The 20,313-nt window shown below is 68.4% G+C and carries 19 protein-coding genes; 7 read left to right on the forward strand and 12 right to left on the reverse strand.

Features of this window, described 5'->3' with window-relative positions:
• Window positions 1-46 precede the first annotated feature (46 nt).
• Window positions 47-541, reverse strand: a complete 495-nt coding sequence (locus RIB45_RS04455; protein ID WP_350049020.1) for a helix-turn-helix domain-containing protein — start codon at window positions 539-541, stop codon at window positions 47-49.
• A 452-nt stretch (window positions 542-993) separates the two neighbouring features.
• On the opposite strand from RIB45_RS04455, the gene RIB45_RS04460 reads away from it, so the two are divergent.
• Window positions 994-1,341 carry a helix-turn-helix domain-containing protein gene (locus tag RIB45_RS04460; protein ID WP_350049021.1) on the forward strand — a complete coding sequence of 116 codons (348 nt, stop codon included), beginning with the start codon at window positions 994-996 and terminating at the stop codon, window positions 1,339-1,341.
• A gap of 100 nt (window positions 1,342-1,441) precedes the next feature.
• On the opposite strand, the gene RIB45_RS04465 is transcribed toward RIB45_RS04460, so the two are convergent.
• The 3 genes from RIB45_RS04465 to RIB45_RS04475 form a co-directional block, all read right to left on the reverse strand.
• Entirely contained in the window at window positions 1,442-1,600 is a 159-nt protein-coding gene (locus tag RIB45_RS04465) for a hypothetical protein (protein WP_350049022.1), read from the reverse strand.
• A 446-nt stretch (window positions 1,601-2,046) separates the two neighbouring features.
• On the reverse strand, window positions 2,047-2,958 hold the full coding sequence (locus tag RIB45_RS04470; RefSeq protein WP_350049023.1) for an NAD(P)-dependent oxidoreductase: 912 nt from the start codon (window positions 2,956-2,958) through the stop codon (window positions 2,047-2,049).
• Window positions 2,958-3,362, reverse strand: a complete 405-nt coding sequence (locus RIB45_RS04475) for a tellurite resistance TerB family protein (protein ID WP_350049024.1) — start codon at window positions 3,360-3,362, stop codon at window positions 2,958-2,960. Before RIB45_RS04475 ends, RIB45_RS04470 begins: the two co-directional genes overlap by 1 nt.
• 144 nt (window positions 3,363-3,506) lie before the next feature.
• Here RIB45_RS04475 and RIB45_RS04480 point away from each other — a divergent pair, with 144 nt between their 5' ends.
• The 3 genes from RIB45_RS04480 to RIB45_RS04490 all read left to right on the forward strand — a co-directional run bounded on the left by RIB45_RS04480 (window position 3,507) and on the right by RIB45_RS04490 (window position 6,658).
• Window positions 3,507-4,442, forward strand: a complete 936-nt coding sequence (locus RIB45_RS04480) for an AEC family transporter (protein WP_350049025.1) — start codon at window positions 3,507-3,509, stop codon at window positions 4,440-4,442.
• Window positions 4,443-4,529: 87 nt separating this feature from the next.
• Complete coding sequence (locus tag RIB45_RS04485) at window positions 4,530-6,080, forward strand: trimethylamine methyltransferase family protein (RefSeq protein WP_350049026.1); 1,551 nt, start codon at window positions 4,530-4,532, stop codon at window positions 6,078-6,080.
• Entirely contained in the window at window positions 6,077-6,658 is a 582-nt protein-coding gene (locus tag RIB45_RS04490; protein WP_350049027.1) for a hypothetical protein, read from the forward strand. The genes RIB45_RS04485 and RIB45_RS04490 overlap by 4 nt, the downstream gene beginning before the upstream one ends.
• A 130-nt stretch (window positions 6,659-6,788) precedes the next feature.
• On the opposite strand, the gene RIB45_RS04495 is transcribed toward RIB45_RS04490, so the two are convergent.
• The gene (locus RIB45_RS04495) at window positions 6,789-7,505 is read right to left on the reverse strand and encodes a GNAT family N-acetyltransferase (RefSeq protein ID WP_350049028.1); all 717 of its coding nucleotides are present in this window, start codon (window positions 7,503-7,505) and stop codon (window positions 6,789-6,791) included.
• A 145-nt stretch (window positions 7,506-7,650) separates the two neighbouring features.
• On the opposite strand from RIB45_RS04495, the gene RIB45_RS04500 reads away from it, so the two are divergent.
• On the forward strand, window positions 7,651-8,067 hold the full coding sequence (locus RIB45_RS04500; RefSeq protein ID WP_350049029.1) for a VOC family protein: 417 nt from the start codon (window positions 7,651-7,653) through the stop codon (window positions 8,065-8,067).
• A 7-nt stretch (window positions 8,068-8,074) separates the two neighbouring features.
• On the opposite strand, the gene RIB45_RS04505 is transcribed toward RIB45_RS04500, so the two are convergent.
• From RIB45_RS04505 to RIB45_RS04535, 7 genes are all read right to left on the reverse strand, one after another.
• Window positions 8,075-8,896 carry a 2-keto-4-pentenoate hydratase gene (locus RIB45_RS04505; protein WP_350049030.1) on the reverse strand — a complete coding sequence of 274 codons (822 nt, stop codon included), beginning with the start codon at window positions 8,894-8,896 and terminating at the stop codon, window positions 8,075-8,077.
• Window positions 8,893-10,101: a pyridoxal phosphate-dependent aminotransferase gene (locus tag RIB45_RS04510; protein ID WP_350049031.1), complete on the reverse strand. Its 1,209-nt coding sequence runs from the start codon at window positions 10,099-10,101 to the stop codon at window positions 8,893-8,895. Before RIB45_RS04510 ends, RIB45_RS04505 begins: the two co-directional genes overlap by 4 nt.
• A gap of 111 nt (window positions 10,102-10,212) precedes the next feature.
• Window positions 10,213-11,583 (reverse strand): hypothetical protein, encoded by a 1,371-nt coding sequence (locus tag RIB45_RS04515; protein WP_350049032.1) that lies wholly within the window; start codon window positions 11,581-11,583, stop codon window positions 10,213-10,215.
• Between the two features lie 230 nt (window positions 11,584-11,813).
• Complete coding sequence (locus RIB45_RS04520) at window positions 11,814-13,457, reverse strand: ABC transporter ATP-binding protein (RefSeq protein ID WP_350049033.1); 1,644 nt, start codon at window positions 13,455-13,457, stop codon at window positions 11,814-11,816.
• A gap of 18 nt (window positions 13,458-13,475) precedes the next feature.
• Window positions 13,476-14,321, reverse strand: a complete 846-nt coding sequence (locus tag RIB45_RS04525) for an ABC transporter permease (RefSeq protein ID WP_350049034.1) — start codon at window positions 14,319-14,321, stop codon at window positions 13,476-13,478.
• A 21-nt stretch (window positions 14,322-14,342) separates the two neighbouring features.
• Entirely contained in the window at window positions 14,343-15,299 is a 957-nt protein-coding gene (locus tag RIB45_RS04530; RefSeq protein WP_350049035.1) for an ABC transporter permease, read from the reverse strand.
• Window positions 15,300-15,459: 160 nt separating this feature from the next.
• On the reverse strand, window positions 15,460-17,049 hold the full coding sequence (locus RIB45_RS04535; protein WP_350049036.1) for an ABC transporter substrate-binding protein: 1,590 nt from the start codon (window positions 17,047-17,049) through the stop codon (window positions 15,460-15,462).
• Window positions 17,050-17,538: 489 nt separating this feature from the next.
• On the opposite strand from RIB45_RS04535, the gene RIB45_RS04540 reads away from it, so the two are divergent.
• Window positions 17,539-19,641 (forward strand): VIT domain-containing protein, encoded by a 2,103-nt coding sequence (locus tag RIB45_RS04540; protein ID WP_350049037.1) that lies wholly within the window; start codon window positions 17,539-17,541, stop codon window positions 19,639-19,641.
• A complete protein-coding gene (locus tag RIB45_RS04545; RefSeq protein ID WP_350049038.1) occupies window positions 19,638-20,234 on the forward strand; it encodes a sortase domain-containing protein in 597 nt (198 codons plus the stop codon). The genes RIB45_RS04540 and RIB45_RS04545 overlap by 4 nt, the downstream gene beginning before the upstream one ends.
• The last annotated feature ends 79 nt before the right edge of the window (window positions 20,235-20,313 follow it).

A 20,313-nucleotide genomic window follows, 5' to 3' on the forward strand; every position in this document is an offset into this window, starting at 1 on the left:
CTAGCCGAGAGAATGCGGCCCCGTCTCGGGGCCGTCGATTGGCGCATCAGCCCTGCACCTTGCCTAGTTTCGCGGCGGGTGATTGCGTTGCGCCCGCGGTTGAGGCGTCGGAGCGGTAGCGCCGCAGATTGATGACGTTGCGCGCGACAGAGGCCACATGTTCGGCGCGCTCCGCCTCGGCGCCCTCCTGCAGCGCGATCGCTTCGGCAACCGCGGCCGCGACGGCGCGGGCCTCTTGCTCGTCGATCTCCATCAATCCGAAGCGGCGGAAGACGTCGAACACGGCCCCCAGAATAGCGAACAATTCGACGTCCGAGCGCCGTTCGCCGATCAAGCCGGCGACGTCGGTTTCCAGGGCTGCGGCGAGGCGCGCCACCGTGTCCAGTCGCGGAGAGCGCGACCGGCCGCTCAGGATCTGCTTCACAGCCGTCTCATCCAAAGACGCCAGACGGGATAGCGCGCGTTGCGATAGGCCGCGCTGCTTGATCAAGTCGGTAAGGTTCGCTCGAAGCGCTTGATGCATCCGGTCGCTGTCGCTCACGTCCCCTCCTGGCTCGCGCTCGCTTGAGGCCCTTGAGGCCCCGGCCGATGTTGGGGCGGAGCCGCTCGATGCAACCCCGCGCTTCGCAAATCGCGTGTTCAAGGATCGCAGTATATCGCATGAGTAGAGCAGGTGAAGCTTTTTTCGTCGAACGAATTCCTCAATTTTCAGACTTTTGGCCCAGACGGCCCCGCGCAGGCCTGATGGCGGCGGATCGAACGTCGCGCATAGATTTTGCGAGAACCCGTTTTCTCTGAGCCGGCGCAACGGCATTGAAACACTCAGGCAAGATGGGTAATACTTTCATCAACGTTTTGCGGCCCTGCGCGCCGGCGCCCCCAGATGTCGGCGCAGACTTGCATCCGCATCCCGTCCGTTGCGAGACGCCGAGCCCCATCGCGTGAGGGACGGCGTCCGTCCCAGCGCTCGCACGCGCGACAGTGGAGGAAATCATGGCTCATCCGGTAGATGTGGCGGTCGGCAATCGGGTGCGCGAACTGCGTATTCGCTCGGGCATGACCCAGCAGACGCTCGCCGAAAAGGTCGGCGTCAGCTTTCAGCAGGTGCAGAAGTACGAAAAGGGCGCCAACCGGATGGGCGCGTCCAGATTGATCCAGGTCGCGAGCATCCTAAACGTGCCGGTTAGCGCGCTGTTCCAGGACATCGACAACGACGGCGCCGCCGTCGAACCGCTCGATCGTGACGCTGCGAAGGTCGCCCGCGACTGGCGGGCGATCAACGACGACAAGACGCGCCAAGTGATGCGCGACGTCATACGGGCCCTATCGAAGGCCGGCTGACCCGTCGCTCGTCGTCCTCAAACGGAAAGGGCCGCGCTCCGACTCGAGCGCGGCCCTTTCGCTTGGTTTCGTGAGGCGTCGCCAAGCCGAACGGCCGGCGTCATAGCCGCTGGGAGATCGTTCGCCACTTGTCGGCGCCGTCCTTGTCGCCGGAGAGCTGTCGCTCCTTAGAGGTCCGCAAGGCCTCGTCGCGCGCCCGATCCCCGTAGGTGCGCTTGTACAGGCGCGCCCAGGACTCGATCTCTTCTTGCTGCGTCACCGCACGTCCCTCCCCAACTGGTGTGCATCTACAGCGTAAATTTTCCTAAAATACCGGGTAAATTTCAAAGATAAATTTGTTACATTTCGTAACTATCTGAATTTGCAATTAGAAAAATTTCAGACGCCCCTGTCGATCGGCCGAACGAGGAATGGTTTCCGCTTCGCGGAGTCCCTCCGCGGACAAAAAATCACCCCCAAGCCGAAAGGCTTGGGGGCAAGTTGAACAGGGAGGCTTCACGTCTGGGAGACGTAGGGCCAAGGGCGGCGGGGAGCCGCCCTCGGCGTTGCTGCGATGCAGCAACTGAAGCACCGTCTACATATGAGTCCGGCCGGTTTTTTGGAAGGGCCGAATGGGCATTCCCCCCATGCGTTTCCTGCATGCCTCGACCGGGACGATCCGCGCCATGCGCAGACGCCGAGCGCGCGGGGCCTGAACGCTCCGCATCACCAGTCGGGATCAATCGCCTTGATGATTGCGGAATGGTCGAGATCGGCCCCGCCCGCCGCGATCAGCGCGTCCCAGAGATGCTTGTTGCGCGCCAGCCCGGGCAGGTCGACGCCGACATGCGCCGCCAGCGCCAGCGCCTGCTCGACGTCCTTGCGCTGGACTGACACGCGCCCGCCCGGCGTGAAGGCGCGCTCGACCATCCGCGCGCCGTGCAGCTCCAAAATCCGGCTCCCGGCGAACCCGCCCGACAGCGCTTCGCGAACCTTGGCCGGATCGACGCCCGCCTTGTCGGCCAGCACGAAGGCCTCGGCCACCGCGCCCAGCGTCAGCGCCACGATCATCTGGTTCGCCGTTTTCGCGACCTGGCCCGCGCCGACGTCGCCGACATGGGTGACATTGCGGCCCAGCGCCTGGAAAAGCGGAAGGGCGCGGGCGAAATCCGCGTCCGAGCCGCCGGCCATGACGGACAGGCTGGCTTCCTGCGCCCCCACCTGGCCGCCGGAGACAGGCGCGTCCAGGAAGCCGACGCCCTTATCGGCGAAGGCCGCGCCCATCTCGCGCGCGTCCATAACCTGGGTCGTGCCCATGTCGATCGCGAGCCCGCCGGGTGCAACGCCCGCCAGCACGCTGGCCTCGCCGTCGATCAGCACCGCGCGGGCGGAGGGGGTGTCCGTCACCATGACGATCACAACGCCCTCAGGGCCGGTTGCGCGGGCCGCCTCGGCCGGGCTGTCGGCGGTCGCGAACCCGTCTGCGGCCAATTCCCGCTGCGGCCCGACGGACCGATTGTGCACGATCACGTCGGCGCCGGCGGTCCGCAGATTGCGCGCCATCGGCTTGCCCATGAGGCCGAGGCCGACGACCGCGACGCGGCGTCCGGTCAGATCGGGGCGCGCCTCGTCGCTCATCACGCGATCGCGAACCGCGCGCGCGCGCCGCGTTCGATCCCGGCGCAGATCAGCCGGTCGAGCTCCAGCTTCTGGCGGATGATCTGCAGCAGGTTGAGCTCTTCCTCGCTGGCGTGCAGATCGGCGGCCGCGACCTCGACGCACAGCGCATAGGCGGTCTCGCGCAGACGCTCGGGCAGCGCCTGCTTCACCTGCGTCATGATGAGGTCGATGCCGTCCTCGTCGTCGAGCATGGCCAGACAGTCGGCGGCCGTCTGGTTCATCGTCGAGGCGTCATAGTCTCGGAAGACCGGCAGGCTGGCGATCAGGCTGCGGATCCACTCGAGCTCGGTGTCGCTCACCTGCTCGTCCGCGGCGGAGGTCAGAACCATGCAGTAGATCAGCGCATCGTATTTCGAGAGCATGAGGCGGTCGTCGTCCTTCGGCGAAATGTCATCGTGGATCGGCTGCGGCCTCCCCCTTGGCCCCCTGTCACTACTGGAGGCGGGCGGCGCGGGCAAGAGCGCCCGCTCGACAAAGCCGGCCCCGGGTCCTACCGTCGCGCTCCCATGGACGCCCTCATCACCGTCACGATGCCGATCTTCGGAATCATGCTGGCCGGTTATCTCGCCGGCCGGTTCCGGCTGCTGGGTCAGGATTCGACCGCCGCGCTCAACGGCTTCGTGTATTTCGTGGCGTTGCCGGCGTTGTTCGTCAAGGCGATGGCCGAGGCGCCGTTCGAGCAGATCTTCAACGGACCCTTCCTCGCCGCCTGGTACGGCGGACAGCTGGGCGTCTTCGCGCTGGCGTTGCTGCTGGCGACCTTCGTCTTTCGCGATCGGCTGGGCGCGCTCAGCATGCATTCGATCGCCGCGATCTTCGCGAACACCGGCTATATGGGCATTCCGTTGCTGATGACCGCCTTCGGCGATGCGGCGACGCTTCCGGCCGTCATCGTCACGGTCGCGAACGGCGCGGTCGTCATGGCGTTCCTGACAGTGATTCTGGAGATCGACCGCTCCTCCGGCTCGCTCGCCAATATCGCCAAGGACGTCGGCCTGGGACTCGTAAAAAGCCCGCTGGTGCTGAGCGCCGCCTTGGGCCTCACGCTCTCCGCTCTGCAGGTGCAACTGCCCGGGCCGGTCGTCACCTTCCTGGATTTGCTGGGCGATGCGGCGGGTCCGTGCGCGCTTTTCGCCATGGGCCTTTTCCTGGTGGGGCAGTCGATCCGCCGAGGCGCGGTCGAGGTCTGCTGGGTCAGCGTCCTAAAGCTGATCGCCCACCCGCTGCTGACCTGGTGGATCGCCAGCGAGGTGCTGGTGATGCCGCCGATCTACGTCGCCTGCGCCGTCATCATGGCGGCGCTGCCGACCGGCAGCCTCATCTTCGTGGTGGGCGAGCGCTACGGCGTCTACGTCCAGCGCGCGGCGGCGATCATCCTTGTCTCTACGGTCGCGTCGGTGCCGACGGTCTCCTTCGTCGTGCAGCATTATGTCGGCTCCTAGAATTCCCTCTCGACAGCGGCTCCGTTCGCCTTCTTAAATCGCGCAGGGACGCAGGGTCCCAGGACCTTTCCCGGAAGGAGCGACGCCATGCGCGAGAGAACCGGACGCCGTCGGCGCGGCGGCGCGGCCGCCGCCGCGATCGAGGCCGGCCCGCCGAAAAGCCCGCAGCAGGCGCAGCGGCGCGTGCGCAATCCCTATCGCCCGATCGAGATCCTCGCGGACGATGCGCTCGATCGGATCCATGACGCCTCCATAACCATCCTGGAGGAGATCGGCGTGGATTTCCTCTCCGGCGAGGCGCGCGAGATCGCCAAGACGAACGGCGCGGACGTGCGCGAAGGCTCGGAGCGCGTGCGCTTCGATCGCGCCCTGGTGATGGAGCTGATCGCGAAGGCGCCCGAACGGGTTCGCCTCCACGCCCGCAATCCCGACCATGATCTGGAGCTCGGCGGCGACGCGCTCGCCTTCTGCATGGTGGCCAGCACGCCCAACTGCTCCGATCTGGAAGGCGGCCGCCGACGCGGGAACTTCAAGGACTATCAGGATTTCCTGCGGCTCAGCCAGCAGCTCAACATCTGCCATCTTAACGGCGGCTATCCGGTGGAGCCGATCGACCTGCCGCCCTCGACCCGGCACCTGGATGCGCTGCACGCGCTGGCGACGCTGACTGACAAACCGTTCCACGCCTACAGCCTGGGGCGCGAACGCATCCGCGACGGGATCGAGATTGCCCGCATCGCGCGCGGCGTCGACGCGCAGACGCTGGCGCGCGAACCCAGCCTTTTCACCATCATCAACACCAATTCGCCGCTGAAGCTCGACATCCCGATGGCGCTCGGGATCATCGAGATGGCCCGGGCCGGACAGATCGTGGTGATCACGCCCTTCACGCTCTCGGGGGCGATGGCGCCCGTGACGCTCGCCGGCGCACTCGCCCAGCAGAACGCCGAGGCGCTGGCCGGGATCGCCTTCGCCCAGATGGTGCGCCCGGGCGCGCCCTGCCTCTACGGCGGTTTCACCTCCAACGTCGACATGAAGTCCGGCGCGCCCGCCTTCGGCACGCCGGAATACACGCGCGCGGCGCAAATCAGCGGCCAGTTGGCGCGGCGTTATCGCCTGCCGTTCCGCTCCAGCAACGTCAACGCCTCCAACGCGCCCGACGCGCAAGCCGCCTATGAGAGCGAGATGGCCGTCTGGGGCGCCGTCATGGGCGGCTGCAACATGATGATGCATGCGTTGGGGTGGATCGAAGGCGGCCTGTGCGCCAGCTTCGAGAAAGTGATCATGGACGCCGAGATTCTGCAGATGATCGCGGAGTATCTGCAGCCGATCGAGGTCTCGGAGGCGACGCTCGGCCTGGACGCCATTCGCGACGTCGGGCCGGGCGGACACTTCTTCGGCACGGCGCACACGCTGGCGCGCTATGAGAGCGCCTTCTACGCCCCGATGTTGAGCGATTGGCGGAACTTCGAGACTTGGGCCGAAGCCGGCTCGGTCGACGCGACCCGGCGCGCGCACGCGCTCTACAAGCAGCATCTCGCCGAATACGAGGCGCCGCCGATGGCGGCCGAGCGCCGCGAAGCGCTCGACGCCTTCGTCGCCAAACGCCGGGAGGAAGGCGGCGCGCCCGCCGATTGATGCGGGCGCTGCTGTTCGCACTCCTAATGCCGGCGCTCGCCGGCTGCGCGCTCCTCGAACCGCCGCCAGCTCCGTACGACCCGCAACGGTTTCGGGACGATCCCGACGCATACGGCCTCGTGGTCGCGGACGTGGCGGCGGGGACGCTGTCGGGCTGGGCGCTCGTGCTGCAGGAGGCGGGCGGCGCCGAGGCGATCTTCCGCCCGCCCGCGGGAACACGCCCGCCGCGCGGCGTAGTCGCGATCGCCCGCGCCCTGCCGCCCGGTCGCTGGCGCCCGGTGCGGGTGATGGCGGTCGAGGACGGCCGGCCCTGCGGCGCGGGCGACGCCGCCCCGCTCACCCGCGCGGTCTATTCGGCGCAGTTGGACGGGCGCGCGCAGGCCTTCGACCTGAGAGCGGGCGAGTCCCTCTATCTCGGCCGCCTCGGGATCACGGCCGACCTGTTCGATTGCGACGGCGCGCAACTGACTGTGCGGGCAAGCGCCGGCGCGGCCCAGCGCGCGACGGAGCGCGTCGGTCATGCGCTGGACGCCCGCCGCCTTTTTCCTGAGACGCCGCTGGATCTGCGGACGGATTAGGCCGTTCAGAAAATCAGCCTCCCCCTTTTACCGGGAGAAGTTTGGAAGGGGGCGAGCGATCTTCCGCCGGAAGCCCGCCTCGGCGCTGTGCGCCGGGAGCTTTCTTTGCAGCGCGCCTTGCGGCTCCGACTCAAGAGTGAGGAGGGGTCAGAGCGCCCAGTGGCGAGCGCTGCCGCCCCGCCTCGTCGAAATTCTCCGGCGCCAGCCATTGGGAGAAAGCCTGCTTCATCGCCGGCCATTCGTGATCCAGGATCGAGAACCAGGCGGTGTCGCGGTTGCGGCCCTTGTAGACGCCCGCCTGCCGGAAGACGCCTTCGAAGGTGAAGCCGAGGCGCTCGGCCGCGCGGCGCGAGGCGGCGTTGAGCGCATTGCACTTCCACTCATAGCGCCGATAGCCGAGATCATCGAAGACATGACCCATCATCAGCGCCATCGCCTCCGTCGCGGCGGGGGTGCGCTGCAGGCGGGGGCTGTAGTGGATGTGGCCGACCTCGATCGACCCGGCCTCCGGCGCGATCCGCAGATAGCTGGCGAGGCCCGCGGGCGCGTCGCTCGCCGTCTCCAGGATCGCGTAGAAGAACGGATCTTCCTGCGGGGCCATGCGGGCGAGCCAATCCGCGTAGTCCTCCCACCGCTCGAACGGGCCGTAGGGCAAATAGGTCCAACTGGCCCCGGTCTCGTCCTGGCGGTCGGCGTCGAACAGGGCGCGGCCGTGGCGCGCGGGATCGAGGCGTTCCAGACGGCAGAAGCGTCCTGCGAGGGATCGCCCGTCCGGCCGGGGGCGCGGCGTCCAGTCGTCGACGGGCGGGCCGATCGGTTGGCCCAGATGATTGGCGTGGTCGGTCATGGGGGCGGGCGCTCCTGGCTGATCGCGCGCGGGACGTCTCCCTCATAGCCTCGCCGGCCCTGCGACCCCAGCGCCATTTTCGAAGGATCGACAGGACCGGCGCGGGGGATTATCGAAGAGAAGCTTCAGCTTGGGAGACGCGAGGATGCCCGACGCCCTGTTCCATCTCGCCTTCAACGTCCGCGATCTGGACGCGGCGCGCGCCTTCTACGTCGATCTGTTGGGATGCCGGGAAGGGCGCAGCGCGCCGACGTGGGTCGATGTGGACTTCTTCGGCCATCAGCTGTCGCTCCATATGGGAGAGCCGTTCGCGACGGCCGCGACCGGCCAGGTCGGCGCGCACCAGGTGCCGATGCCGCATCTGGGCGCGATTCTGCCCTATCAGGACTGGCGGGCGCTGGCCGACCGGCTGGAGGCGGCGGGCCTCGACTTCGTGATCCCGCCGACCGCGCGCTTCGAGGGCGAGCCGGGCGAGCAATGGACCATGTTCTTCCGCGATCCCAGCGGCAATCCGATCGAAATCAAGGGCTTCAAGGACATGGGCCAAGTCTGGGCGCGCTGACGCCCGCTCAGTATTCGCCCATCTCCACCGACACGACCCCCAGCGCCTCGAACTCGGCGTCGGCCGTCTGGCCGGGCTGGAGCGCGAAGATCTCCGTCACCACGCCCGTCGTCACCACGTCGCCGGCCTTCAGGCCGATCCCGCGGGTCGAGAGGTGGTTCGCCGCCCAGGTCAGCGCGGCGAGCGGCCCGCCCATCGCGGCGGCGCCGGTCCCGCGCGTCTTGGCGGCCCCGTCGATCGTGACCGTAACGCCGAGCGCCGCAAGGTCGAACGCCGCCCAATCCGCCGTCCCTTCGCCCAGCACGAAGGCGGCGTTGGCCCCGCAGTCGGCGACGAACCAGAAGGGGTTGGCGGCGAAGCCGTCGGTCCCGGCGGCGCCGACTGCGGGCTGGTCGCGGATCCGGCGGTCGATCAGCTCGAATGCCGGGTGCAGGGTGCCGGCGGCGGCGCGCACCTCGTCCTGCGAATAGGGCGCGTCGCGCGGGGGCAGGGCGACCGCCATACGGAAGGCGAATTCCGGCTCGACGATCCGAAGCGCGTGCGCCGGCGTTGCGATCGCGGCCGGGCTGTCGGTCGCCCAGCGTTCGAACAGCGGCCCGATGAAGGGGCCGTCGACCCCCAGGCGGTCCTGCGCGGTCTTGCTGGTGGCCCCGATCTTCCAACCCACGACAGGGCTTTCGGTCACCGCGATCAGCGCGTCCTGGATGGCGTAGGCCGCCTCCCAGCTCTGCGGATCCGGGCCCGGCGGCGCGTCGAGCTTGCGACCCTCCGCGCGCGCCTCGGCCAGAGCGCGCGCGAGGGCGCGCGGACCCTCGTCGTCGCCGGTCACGAGAGCTTCTCGCACGCCCGCTGGATGCGCGTGCAGGCCTCCTCCAGCGCCTCGGTCGAGGTGGCGTAGGAGATCCGGAAGTAGGGCGACAGCCCGAACGCCTCGCCGTGGACGCAGGCGACGCCTTCGCTCTCCAGAAGGTATTTCACGAAGGCCTCGTCGCTGTCGATCTCGACCCCCTCGGGCGTCTTCTTGCCCAGCACGCCGGCGCAGGAAGGGTAGACGTAGAAGGCGCCTTCGGGCGTCAGGCACTCGACGCCGGCGCAGGCGTTCAGCTTGGAGACGACGAGGTCCCGGCGCCCCTTGAAGACCTTGTTGTGCGCGTCGATGAAGTCGTGCGGGCCGTCCAGCGCGTCGATCGCCGCCCACTGCACGAAGGTCGCGGGCGAGGTGACGGATTGCGAGTTAAGCTTGTTCATCTGCTTGATCAGATCGGCGTTTCCGGCCGCGTAGCCGAGCCGCCAGCCGGTCATGCAATAGGCCTTCGAGAGGCCGTTCAGCGTCAGCGTGCGCTCGTAAAGGTCGGGCGCGGCCTGGGCGATGGTCGCGAACTCGAAGCCGTCATAGACGATGTGCTCGTACATATCGTCGGTCATGACGTGGACGTGGGCGTGCTTGTCCTCAAGCAGCACGTCGGCCAGCGCCTTCAGCTCGTCCGTCGTGTAGCAGGCGCCGGTCGGGTTCGACGGGCTGTTCAGCATCAGCCATTTCGTCTTCGGCGTGATCGCGGCCCGCAGCTGGTCCGGCGTCAGCTTGAAGCCCTTGTCGGCGGGGCAGTCGACGACCACCGGCTCGCCCTCAGCCAGCATGGTGATGTCGGTGTAGCTGACCCAATAGGGCGCGGGGATGATCACCTCATCGCCCGGGTTCATCGTCGCCATCAGGGCGTTGAAGATGGTCTGCTTGCCGCCGCAGCCGACCGAGATCTGGTCGGGCGTGTATTTCAGATCATTGTCGCGCTCGAACTTGCGGCAGATCGCCTCGCGCAGCGGCAGGATGCCGGGCGGGGGGCCGTATTTCGTCTTGCCGTCCGCGATCGCCTTGTGGGCGGCCTCCTTGATGTGATCGGGGGTGTCGAAATCCGGCTCGCCGGCGCCCAGCCCGATGACGTCGACCCCTTGCGCCTTCAGCTCGTTCGCCTTCGCGGTCACGGCGACGGTCGGCGAGGGTTTGATGCGGCTCATACGGTCGGCGATGAAGCCCATGACGTCTGTCCTCCAAAGGGGTCGGTCGGGAAAATCGAGTGCGCGCACCATAAGCCCGCGCCGCCGGGCGATCAATTGGGCTGGGCCCGACCGGCCCGCGACGAGCGCGCCTTATCGCGTCGCGACGAAGACGACCCAGGCGCTGAGGGCGCTGGCGGTCACGGCGACGTAGATCCCGTTCCAGATCAGCCCGACCCGCCGCGCGCTGACATGCCCGAACGAGCCGACCAGGAGCGTCGTGGCCGTATAGGGCGAGGTGACGCCGGAGAGCGCCCATCCGGCGGTGATCGCGACCACCACCGCGCTCGGCTGGACGCCCAGCGCCGGGGCGCCCGGCAGCAAGGGCGCTACGAGCGAGACCGCCAGGATCGGGTTCATGCCGATCTGGCCGGCGATCGGAATGAACCACATGACCGCCAACAGCAGCGCCCACGCCGGCGGCGCCGTGAGGTCCAGGCCCAAATCCGTCATCAACGGGGCCAGCAGCGCCGAGCCCAGCGTCCCGATATAGCCCGCTGTCGTCAGCAACAGGACTTCCGCGCGGTAGTCCGGCAACTCGACGTCGACGAAGCGTGCGACGCGCGCGGCGATCCGTCTCCCGCCGCCGCCCTGCAAGACGATCCAGGCGAGCGAGACCAGCGGCGCCGTCACCATCACCACCGCCACCGCCCGCAAGGCGGTCGCCTGCTGCAACAGCCCGACGGATCCGACCAGAATCGTCAGCAGCAGGATCAGGGGCAGAATGCGGCTCCAGCCGCCTTCCGCCCGTCGGCGCGCCGGGCGCGGTCCGACGATCTTCGGCTTCACCACCGTGTCCACCGCCCAGCCGAGACCGATCATCAACAGCGCGCTGACCGCGCACCAGGGCGCGGCCGCCGCCCAACTGGACCCCGGCACGAGCGACAGCGAGACCGCCATCGCGAAGGCGAGCGGCGACCAGGGCAGGGTCGCCGTGAAGCCGCGCTGGATCGCCAACAGCATGCGGCGCACGCGGATCTCCGCGATCTCGCGGTTCTTCTCCTCCCGCGCGCTCGCCTCCGCCAGCCCGCCCAGCAGCGCGATCGCGCCGTAGCTCAGCACCAGCGCGAAGAGATGGCCGCCCGCCGTCAGCGCCGCATAGCGCCGACCGGGCGGCTGGTCCGCCAGGAACTGTCCGCACCGGCTGATCGCCGGCGAGCCCGAGGCGGCCGAGCGCAGCCAGGCGAGCGCGACGAAGAACCCGGCGATGAAGCCCGCGCTCACCAAGGCTCGCTCGATCAGCGGCCAGGGCGCCTCGCGCCCGATCAGCGCCCAGGCGGTCAGTCCCGCGCTCACCGCCAGAAAGGGCCAGCGCCCCTTGCCGACCTGCGGAGCGATCAGCGCCCAGGCCAGCGCCGTCGCCCCGCCGGCGCCGACATAGACCGCGCGCAGATCCAGCCACTCCGCCGCCGCGACGGCGAGCGAGATCAACAGCAACAGCGGGCCGAGCAAGCGGTCGGGCAAGGGTCGGTCTCGGGTCTGTGGTCAGGCGCGCCCACTAAACGCCGCCGATTGCTGCACCGCAACCCGATGGCGGGATAGACTGTTGTGCCGCGCAGGCGCCCGCGGGCGCGCCAGCGGCTTTGGGAGGGTGAGGGGATGGCGCGGATCGGCAAAGACCTGGACTTGCAGCCGCCATCCCTCACCCCGTCCCTCTCCCCTCTGAAGGGGAGAGGGAGAGTCGAGCCGTCGCCTCAAATCCCCCGATCGCGGAGCTGTTCGCCGCGCTCTTTGAGCAGGCGGTCGAGCCAGTCGGGGTCCATCTCCGGCACCGAGCTCAACAGCAGGTCCGTATAAGAATGGTGCGGCGGCGTGAACATCTCGGTCTTGGGGCCGGATTCGACGACCTTGCCCTGCTGCATCACCACCACCTCGTCGGCGATCGCCTTCACGGTCGCGAGATCATGGGTGATGAACATGTAGGCGAGGTCGAATTCGTCCTGGAGCTTGATCAGGAGCTTCAGGATCTCCTCGCCGACCAGCTGATCGAGCGCGCTCGTCACCTCGTCGCACAGGATCACCTCCGGATCCGCGGCCAGCGCCCGGGCGATCGAGATGCGCTGTTTCTGGCCGCCGGACACCTCGGTCGCCAGCCGGTCGATATAGTCGTCCGGCTCGAGTTCGATGAGGCGGAGGAGGTCGCGAATGCGCTCTTCCTTCTTCTTGCCCTCCAGGCCGAGATAGAAGCTGAGCGGTCGGCCGATCACGTCGCGGATCTTGTGCTTCGGGTTCAGCGCCGTGTCGGGCATTTGATAGATCATCTGCATGCGGCGCAGCTGATCCTTGGGCCGCTGGTTGTAGGCGGCGGGCAGCGGCTCGCCGTTATACTCCACATGCCCGGCGGTCGGCGGCAGCAGGCCGGTGATGACGCGCGCCGTCGTGCTCTTGCCCGATCCGGATTCGCCGACGACGGCGACCGTGCGCTTCTTGTGCACGTCGAAGCTGACGTCGAACAGCACCGGCGATTTGCCGTAGGCGGCGTCGACGTTTTTCACCGACAGGATCGGCGTATCGCCCTCCGGACGCGGCGCCTCCTCCTTGGAGAGTTCGCGCACCGACAGGAGCCGCTCGGTGTAGTCCTCCTGCGGCTGCTTCAACATCGCGTGGGTCTCGCCCTCTTCGACGAGGTCGCCGTGGCGCATCACCATGATGCGGTCGGCCATCTGCGCGACGACGGCCAGGTCGTGGGTGACGTAGATCGCCGCCGTGTTGAATTGACGGACGATATCCTTGATCGCCGCCATCACCTCGATCTGGGTGGTGACGTCCAGCGCGGTCGTCGGCTCGTCGAAGATGATGAGGTCGGGCCGGCAGCTCATCGCCATCGCGGTCATCATGCGCTGCAGCTGCCCGCCCGAGACCTGGTGGGGATAGCGGAAGCCGATGGTCTCCGGCTCCGGCAGGTGCAGGCGCTCGTAAAGATCCTTAGCGGCTTTCTCAGCCTCCTCGCGGCTCAAGACGCCGTGCAGCGTCGGGGCCTCGCAATATTGGTCGATCAGCCGGTGCGCCGGGTTGAAGGCCGCTGCGGCCGATTGCGCGACATAGGCGATGCGACTGCCGCGCAGCTTACGCTTCTGCGACAGCGGGGCCTTGGCGAGATCGACGCCGTCGAACCAGATCTCTCCGGCCGAGATGCGGCAGCCGTCGCGCGCGTAGCCGAGCGCGGCCAGCCCGATCGTCGACTTCCCGGCGCCCGATTCGCCGATCAGCCCCAGCACTTCGCCCCGGCGCAGCGTCACGTCGACGCCGTGGACGATCTCGATCCACTGCTCGTCCGCGCGGCCTTCGATTCGAAGGCCCTTTATCTCCAGGATGACGTCGTCGTCTTTCGCGGCCATCGATCCGTCTCCTTCGCCTCAGGTCTTCAGGCCGCTGGTCTTGTGCAGGAACCAGTCGACGACGAAGTTGACCGACACGGTAAGCAGCGCGACCGCGGCGGCGGGGAACAGCGGCGTCGGCAGGCCGAAGGTGATCAGCGTCGACATCTCGCGCACCATCGAGCCCCAGTCGGCCGTCGGCGGCTGCAGTCCGAGCCCGAGGAAGCTGAGCGAGGCGATGAACAGGAAGACGAAGCAGAAGCGCAAGCCGAACTCCGCCGCCAGCGGGGCGGAGATGTTGGGCAGCACCTCGTGCCGAATGATCCACCACAGGCCTTCGCCGCGCAGGCGCGCGACCTCGACATAGTCCATCACGGCGACGTTCATGCCGACCGCGCGGGCCAGTCGGAAGACGCGCGTCGAATCCAGGATGGCGATCACGACGATCATGTTCAGGACCGACGTGCCGACGATCGTTAGGATCAACAGCGCGAAGATCAGCGGCGGGATCGCCATCAGCACGTCGACGATCCGGCTCAAAACCTGGTCGAACCAGCCGCCGATAACGGCCGCCAGCAGCCCGAAGACGGCGCCCAGCAGGAAGGTCAGCAACGTCGTGACGAAGGCGATTCCAACCGTGTTGCGCGCGCCGTAGACGATGCGCGAGAAGACGTCGCGCCCGATATGGTCGGTGCCCAGCAGGAAGGCGGGGTCGTCGCCGATGTTAAGGCCTGCGATTCCGGGCGAGGCGGTCTCAGCGTAGGGCGCGATCAGCGGCGCGAAGACGGCGGTGATCAGGTAGATCGCGATCATGATCATGCCGAACCAGGCGGTCGGCGGCGCGGTCTTCAGAAGCTTCCAGGCGTTGTGCGCGGGTCTCGACATGGGATCTCTCAGGCCTCCCGATCAGCGCGGATGCAACAGGCGCGGGTTGCTCAGGATCGACAGGATGTCGGCCAGCAGATTGAGCAGGATGTAGGTGACGGCGAAGACGAGGCAGGAGGCCTGCACCACCGGCATGTCGCGCTTGGCGACGCTGTCGACCAGCAGCTGACCCAGCCCGGCGTAGGCGAAGACGACCTCCACCACGACCACGCCGACGATCAGATAGGCGAGGTTCAGGGCAACGACGTTGATGATCGGCGACAGCGCGTTGGGCAGCGCATGGCGCGTGATGATCCGGCTGCGCGGCACGCCTTTGAGGCGCGCCATCTCGATATAGGGACTGGCCATCAGATTGATGATCGCGGCGCGCGTCATCCGCATCATGTGCGCCATGGTGACCAGCGTCAGCGTGACCGCCGGCAGGAACAGAAGCTCCAGCCGGTCGAGGAAGGTCGTGGCCTCGTCCATCCGCGCGATGGCAGGGAACCATTGGTTCTGCACGGCGAAGAAGTAGACCAGAATATAGGCGGCGAAGAATTCCGGCGAGGAGATCGCCGCCAGCGCGCCCACATTGACCGACCGGTCGTAGAGGCTGTTGCGGTAGAGCGCCGCCAGCACACCCAAGGTCAGCGCCAGCGGCACCGCGATCGCGGCCGCGTAGCCCGCCAGGAAAAGCGTGTTGTAGACCCGCGGGCCTACCAGCTCCGCGATCGGCCTGTCGCTCGCCAGCGAGCGCCCGAAATCCCCCTGCAACACGTCGCCGAGCCAGATGAAGTAGCGTTCTAGCGCCGGCTTATCGAGGCCGAGTTCGCGCCGGATGGCGGCGACCGTCTCATCGGTCGCGGCCTGGCCCAAAAGCGCCTCGGCGAAGTCGCCGGGCAGCAGTTCGACGGCCAGGAAGATAATGATCGTGACGATCCAGAGCGTCAGCAAGCCGAGCGCCAGACGCTGTCCGATCAGCTTCACGATAGACGCCATGAGAAAACCCCTCGTCCCCCAACGGAAGCCCGCCTCCGGTTCGGGCGGACGTCGGCCTGTCCTCAGGCCGCAGCCGGCTGCGCGCCGGTCTGTTTATGGAAGGCGCGGCGTGCGGGGCCGGGCCGCCCCCTGCGGCCCGGCCCCGCGCGTCAGCCGCGGATCAGGCGAACCACCACCGCTCGGCCAGCTTGAAGCCGTCGAGCGCGTAGTTGGAGCCGACCGGCCCGTGGGCCAGCTTCTCATGGTGCGCGTCCACATAAGAGGCGAACAGCGGGATGATGACGCCGCCCTGATCGCGCACGATGCGCTGCATCTCGGCGTACATCTCCGCGCGCTTGGCGGAGTCGAGTTCGGCCCGCGCCTCGACCAGCAGGTTGTTGAAGCGCTCATGGCTCCAATAGGTGTCGTTCCACGGCACGCCCTCGGCGTAGGCCGTGGTGAACATCTGGTCCTCGGTCGGCCGGCCGCCCCAATAGCACATGCAGAAGGGCTTCGACATCCACACGTCCGACCAATAGCCGTCGTTCGGCTCGCGCACGACGTTGACGGTGATGCCGGCCTGCGCCGCCTGCTCCTTGTAGAGCACGGCGGCGTCGACCGCGCCCGCGAAGGCCGCGTCGGCCGCGCTGAGGTTGACCGTCAGGTTCTCCATCCCGGCCTTCTTGGCGTAGAACTTCGCCTGATCCGGATCGTAAGTGCGCTGCTCCAGATCCGCGTGGTAGCGGTTGGCGGTCGCGATCGGGTGGTCGTTGCCTACCGCGCCGTAGCCGCGCAGGATCTTGTTCAGCAGCTCTTCGCGATCGATCGCATGCTTGAGCGCCAGACGCACGTTGTTGTCCGTGTAAGGATCCTGCGTGGTGATCATCGGCATGGAGTAGTGCTGCGTCCCGTCGGTCTTCAGCACCACGACGCCGTCGCGCCGCTCCAGCAGGTGGACGGTCTTCAGATCGGCGCGCTCCATATAGTCGACTTCGCCGGTCGTCATGGCGTTGGTGCGCGCGGCCGTATCGGTCAGGGCCAGCATCTCGAAGCTGTCGAAGTGCTGGCGATCCTCGCCCTTGAAGTAATTCTCGAAGCGCGAAGTCATCGCGCTGACGCCCGGTTCGAAGTTTTCCAGCTTGTAGGGGCCGGTGCCGTCGCCGGACAGGGCGTCGACGTTGCCTTCGCCGTCGGAGGGCAGCATCGCCAGGTGATAGTCCGTCATGTAGTAGGGGAAGTCGGCGTTGCCGGCGTTGAGGCGCACGACCAGCGTGTCCTTGCCGTCGGCCTTGATCTCTTCGACGGTGGCCAGCAGCGGGGCGGCGGCGGACTGGGTGTCCTCGCCGCGATGGTGGTTCAGCGAGGCGATGACGTCCTCGACCGTCAGCGTCTTGCCGCTGTGGAACTCGACCCCCTGGCGGATCTTGAATGTCCAGGTCTTGGCGTCGGGCGACGCCTCCCAGCTCTCCGCGATCTCGGGGCCGACTTCGCCCTCGGGCGTCACCTCGGTCAGCGAACTGCGCAGCGTGCCGTAGCCCAGCACCTGGTTGAAGGTGGTGTCGAATGTCGCCGGATCCAGCACGTCCGAGGTCGAGCCGGTGCCGAGGCCGACGCGCATGTGCCCGCCCTTCTTCGGCGTCGCCGCCCGCGCGGCGGGCGCGCCCATCAGGCCGGTCGTTCCCAGCACGCCGATGGCGGTCGCGCCGGCCAGGAAATCGCGTCGGCTGATCTTGTTGGCGGCGTACAGCTGTTGAAGCTCTTTATAGGTCATTGGGTCTCTCCCGTTCTTCAGCGTGTTGTTCGTGCGACCCGGCTCGGGTCGGACAAGACGTGGCCGACGGCGCGGCGCATAAGCGGCGCGCGGCGGCGGATGGGATGCGGCGGCCCGAAGGCCGGTCGGTGGACGACCGTCATGGACGGGTCATCAGCCCCTGTTCTAGCGCGTCCGATCTTCTTTTTCGGCCGAATCCCGGATCGGCCTTGCATCGTCCGACCTGAGGCAGGGCGGCGACTGCGGCGGACGCGTCGGTTCCCTCCCGGCATGAGAACACGGGACGGAAAGATTACCAATCAAAAACGGCCCTGCAACCGGCGGCTTCTGGTCAAAGCTACTGATTTCGCCCCTGATTTCGACGCGCCGCCGACGGGCGCCGCCTTATTCCCGCCCTATCCGCGCCGGGAAAAGACCCAGGCCCCGACCCGGCGCGCGCCCCATTCTCGCGGCTTTCTGAGGCCCGAGGACGATGGAGGAGAAAAGGCCATGACAAAGAGCAGTCCGATCGGTCCCCGCCGCGCGCGCGCAGCGCTCGCCGCGCTGACTCTGGCGCTCGCGCTGGCCGGGGCGGCCGCAGCCGCGCAAACGGCGCCGACGCCGGATCGCGGTCTGTTGCTGCGCGGCGAAGAGGGGCGGCCGACAAGCGCGCGATTGATCTCGGCCGAAATGACGGCCGACGTCGCCGGCCCGGTCGCGGAAGTGCGCCTGCGGCAGGTCTTCCGCAACGACGGCCCGGCCAGCGCGGAGGCCGCCTACCTCTTCCCCCTGCCGCCCGACGCTGCGATCCATGCGATGCGCATTCGCATCGGCGAACGGGTCATCGACGGCGTTCTGAAAGAACGCGAGGCCGCGCGTCGCAGCTATCAGGCCGCCAAACGCGAAGGACGCCGCGCCGGCCTTTTGGAGCAGCAACGCCCCAATCTCTTCACCACCGCCTTCGCCAACGTGCCCGCGGGGGCGACGGTGTCGGTCGACCTCGCCTTCCAAAGTCGCGCCCAACGGGTCGGCGGCGCCTATGAGCTCAGCCTTCCGCAGGTCGTCACGCGGCGCTACATACCGGCCCTGCAGGTGGCGCTAGAAGCCCCGGAAGAGGACCTCTGGCGGCGCTTCGCCGAACGCCTTGCCGACGCGGCCGCGATCGACGTCGCCCAGAATGCAGGCGTCGGCCCGTCCGACATGCGCACGGGCGCCCATGCGCTCGACCTGCTGGTGCGCCTCAAGCCGGGCGCGACGTTGGCGGAAGCGGCGTCGCCGACCCATGCGATCGACGTGCGGCCGACCGGCGGCGCCGACGCTCCCGCCTATCTGATCCGCTTCGCAAAGGGGGTCGAAGACGTCCGGGGCGACGTGGTGCTGCGCTGGCGCCCGGAGGTCGAGGAGGATCCGGCGACCGCCGTCTTCGTGGAAGAGCGCCCGGACGGCGTTTATCTGCTGGGCCAGATTCTGCCGCCGAGCGGCGAGGCGATGGTGGGCCGTACGCCGCCGCGCGACGTCACCTTCATTCTGGACCGCTCCGGCTCGATGCACGGAGAGGCGATGGCGCAAGCCAAACGCGCGCTGGCCCAGGCGATCGATCAGCTGACCCCGCAGGATCGCTTTGACGTCATCCGCTTCGACGACCGCTTCGACCGGCTGTTCGGCCGCCTGACGGCGGCGGACCCGGCGGTGCGCGACGCGGCGCTGGCCGTGCTCGCCGACACGAAGGCCGAAGGCGGCACCGAGATGGCCGCTCCGCTCGCCGCCGCTTTGGCGGAACGCGGCGGAGCCCGAGCCTTGCGCCAGATCGTCTTTCTGACCGACGGCGCGGTGGGCGCCGAGGTCGAGCTGTTCGCCCTGGTCGCCCGCGAGCTGGAGGAGGCGCGGCTCTTCACCATCGGCCTCGGACCCGCGCCCAACGACTGGTTCCTGCGCAAGGCGGCCGAGTTCGGCCGCGGCGCCAGTCTACGCATCGCCGATCTGTCGGAGGCGGAGGCCCGAATGGCCGGCTTCTATCGGCGCATCGCCCGGCCGGCGCTGACCGACCTGTCGCTGATGACTGAAGGCGACGCCGGCGCCGTCATTCGCTACCCCGCCCGGACGCCCGACCTCTATGCGGGCGAGCCGGCGGTCTTCGCCATGAAGCTCGATCGCATGCCGGACGGCGTAATGCTGACCGGCGCGCGCGACGGGCGGCCCTTCAGCCTGAGCGTTCCGTCGACACGCTTCCAGCCGGCCGCCGGCGTCGCCCGGGCTTGGGCCCGCAAGCGCATCGCTGCGCTGATGGATCGGCTGCCGCTCGGCGCGGACGAGGCGGCTGTCCGCGAGGCGGTTCTGGAGACCGCCTTCGCCCACGACTTGATGAGCCGCTGGACCAGCTTCGTGGCCGTCGAACGGCGCATCCCGCCGGAACGCGACGCCGCGCTCGACGGCGGATCCGAGCGGGTGCGTCTTGCACTGGCCGTCTCCGGCCCGGCGACGGCGCTGGGCCTCGACCGGCGGGCGGCGCTCGGCCTCGGGCTGCTTCTGGCGGGGCTGCTGGCGCTGGCGCTGCTGCGCGCGCCGCGCAGAGGCGCCCCGCTGCTGCGCCGTCGCCTGGGCGCGCTGTCATGATCGCGCGGCGTTTCGGGACGATCGCCGCGGTGCTGCTGGTCGCGGCGGGCGCGGCGGTCTTGACGCCGCCGGCGCTGCTGTGGGCCAAGGCCTGGGCGGCGCCGATCCTGATCGAGCGCGCCTGGGGGCGCGGGGCCGAGGCCGAAGCCGGAAAGGCTCCGCAACCCTGGCCCTGGGCGGACGGCCGACCGGTGGCGGAGTTGCGCGCGCCGGACCACGGCGTCGTGCGCTACGTCCTGGGCGGGGCCAGCGCGCGGGTATTGGCCTTCGGGCCGACCCGGCTTTCCGGCTCCGGCGTTCTGAAGCCGACGGTGCTGTTCGGCCATAACGACACGCACTTCCGGTTTCTGGAGCGCATCGAGGTCGGCGACCGACTGACCTACACCGGGCCGGATCGCCTGCCGCGGCGCTATGTCGTAGCCGAAACCCGCATCGCCGACGCCCGAACGCTGACCGTCCCGGACGATCCGGCGGCGCTGGTGCTGATCACCTGCTGGCCGTTCGAGGCCGCGGCCGCCGCCGGGCCTGAGCGCTTCGTCGTCACCGCTTGGCCGGAGCCGCTGGAGACGGCGGCGGAGGCGGCGGGGCGGTGACGCCAACGGTTTTGGTCCGCCGGGCGCTTGGCCGACATCCGCCCATGACCGCGTCGGGCCGGACCTGTTCCGGCCCGAC

Origin of the sequence: Marivibrio sp. (assembly GCF_040218065.1) — a bacterium.
Taxonomy (GTDB): domain Bacteria; phylum Pseudomonadota; class Alphaproteobacteria; order UBA8366; family Aestuariispiraceae; genus Marivibrio.